1 protein-coding gene is annotated in these 1,777 nt (G+C 65.1%); it reads right to left on the reverse strand.

The annotated features are described in order from the left end of the window. Window positions 1–159: 159 nt before the first annotated feature. The gene (locus A5695_RS16195) at window positions 160–1,707 is read right to left on the reverse strand and encodes an IS1182 family transposase (RefSeq protein ID WP_068083969.1); all 1,548 of its coding nucleotides are present in this window, start codon (window positions 1,705–1,707) and stop codon (window positions 160–162) included. Window positions 1,708–1,777: the final 70 nt, after the last annotated feature.

Below are 1,777 nucleotides of genomic sequence, written 5' to 3' on the forward strand. Positions count from 1 at the left end.
CTAGGAGTCCGCTGAATAAGGGTGGTTTGGGGCGGGGCGCCTCGAGCCGTCTTGCGGCGGTGTGAAGTCAGGCCCGAAGGTCGACAGAAGAGGTCGCCCCGCCGTTTCGAGCGTGGCACTGGATGGGCCTGCGGGCAAGACCCTTGGTGAGGGCGGTTGCTATGCCAGGGCCCAGGTGGCGCCGGTGTGGGTGAGGCCAAGGGTGATCAGGCGGCGCAGGTTGAGTGCAGCAGCGCGGTGGTGCAGCCAGTGATCGTTTTTGATGATGCCGCGGTAGCGGACCTTGCGGTTGCCTCGGGTCAGCCAGGCGATCGAGCGTTCCACCATCGGGCGGTGCTGGCGGTATTCGGCTTGCCAATCGGGATTGCGGGCGGTGCTGCGAGCAGCACGTAGCAACGGTTCATGCTCGGTGAGAGTGAGGCAACGTCCCCGTTTGGCGGTCGTGCACTGTGCCGTTAAAGGACAACTACGACAGTACTTTTCGAACTTCACACCCCCGCTGGGTGCGATCCCTACGGTGTGGTTTGCCGGGCATGTCACGGTGCGAGCATCGGAGTTGATGCTGAAGTCATCACTGGTGAAACCGCCGGGCACCGGGGCGCGTAGCGGGATCGGTTTAATGACCGCGGTATGCCCGCCAGCCGCGAGCGCGGCCCGCGTCGCGCCGGTGCCGTAAGCCGAATCGCCCAGCACCCGCACCGGTGTGCTCTCGTCGTCGAGCAGGGCCAGCCCAACGACGGCTTCGTGGTTGTCGGCGCCGCTGGCCTTGGTCAACGCGCAGTCGGTGATGATCCCGGTATCGGGCTCGATCGCGATGTGGGCTTTGAAGCCATCCTGGCGGCGGTGCACCGTCTTATGGGCGTGGCGGGCCTCGGGATCCACCGTGGAGATCACCCGGTCGGCGGTCACGTTCTGGGCAATCTGCCAGTGCCCGTCGGTGCCATCCGAACCCTCGACGGGCTCGACATCCTGGCCGGCGACCAGCGCCAATAACGCCACCGCCTCGGCCGCACGCGGGCCCAGTTCGGCCTCGGGCAGATACCCGAGCACCCGGTGCGCGTCGCCGACCAGCCCATCCACCAACGCCTCGCGGGCCGCCTTATCGTTCCAGGCGATCGCTGGTTTACCTGGATCGTCATAGTCGTGGGCGCTGCACTGCGTCTCGATCACCTCAGCGGCGGCGGGGACCTCCCGGCGCACCCGCCGGATCGCCGCGATCAGCTGGGTCACGGTGTCCTGGGTGGCCACCGCATCCTCGAGAACGGTGGAATCCAACGCCCGCCGGGTCTTGCCCGCCAGCGCGCCGGTCGCGGCGACGACAGCCTTGACCGCCTCAAAAATTCGGTCCGGGTGATCCGAGACCGCCAACCGGCGCCGCCAATAAGTCAACGTCGTCGAATGGAACGCCGCGGTGGTAACCGGCAATCCACACGCAGCCTTCCAGCGCAGATCAAACGTCACCGCATCGACAGTCTCGTTATCCGACAGACCGTGCAGGGCCTGCAAGGTGATCACGCTCGCCATCACCTCAGCAGGCACACTGGGCCGACCCCGCCGGGAAGGGAACAGATCAGCGAACATCTCCTCAGGAAACAACTCACTGCGATGAGCCGCCAGAAACGCAAACATGCTGTCGGACTTCAAAAGATGACCCGCAACCGACTCCGCATCCAACAATTCACGCTGATCATCCGCTCGACCCTGCACCCACCAATCATCCCTAAAGCAGCAGAACAAACGACCCCCGCCACGCGGGATTAATTCAGCAGTCTCCTAG

This window comes from Mycobacterium sp. E1747 (assembly GCF_001667775.1).
Classification (GTDB): domain Bacteria; phylum Actinomycetota; class Actinomycetes; order Mycobacteriales; family Mycobacteriaceae; genus Mycobacterium.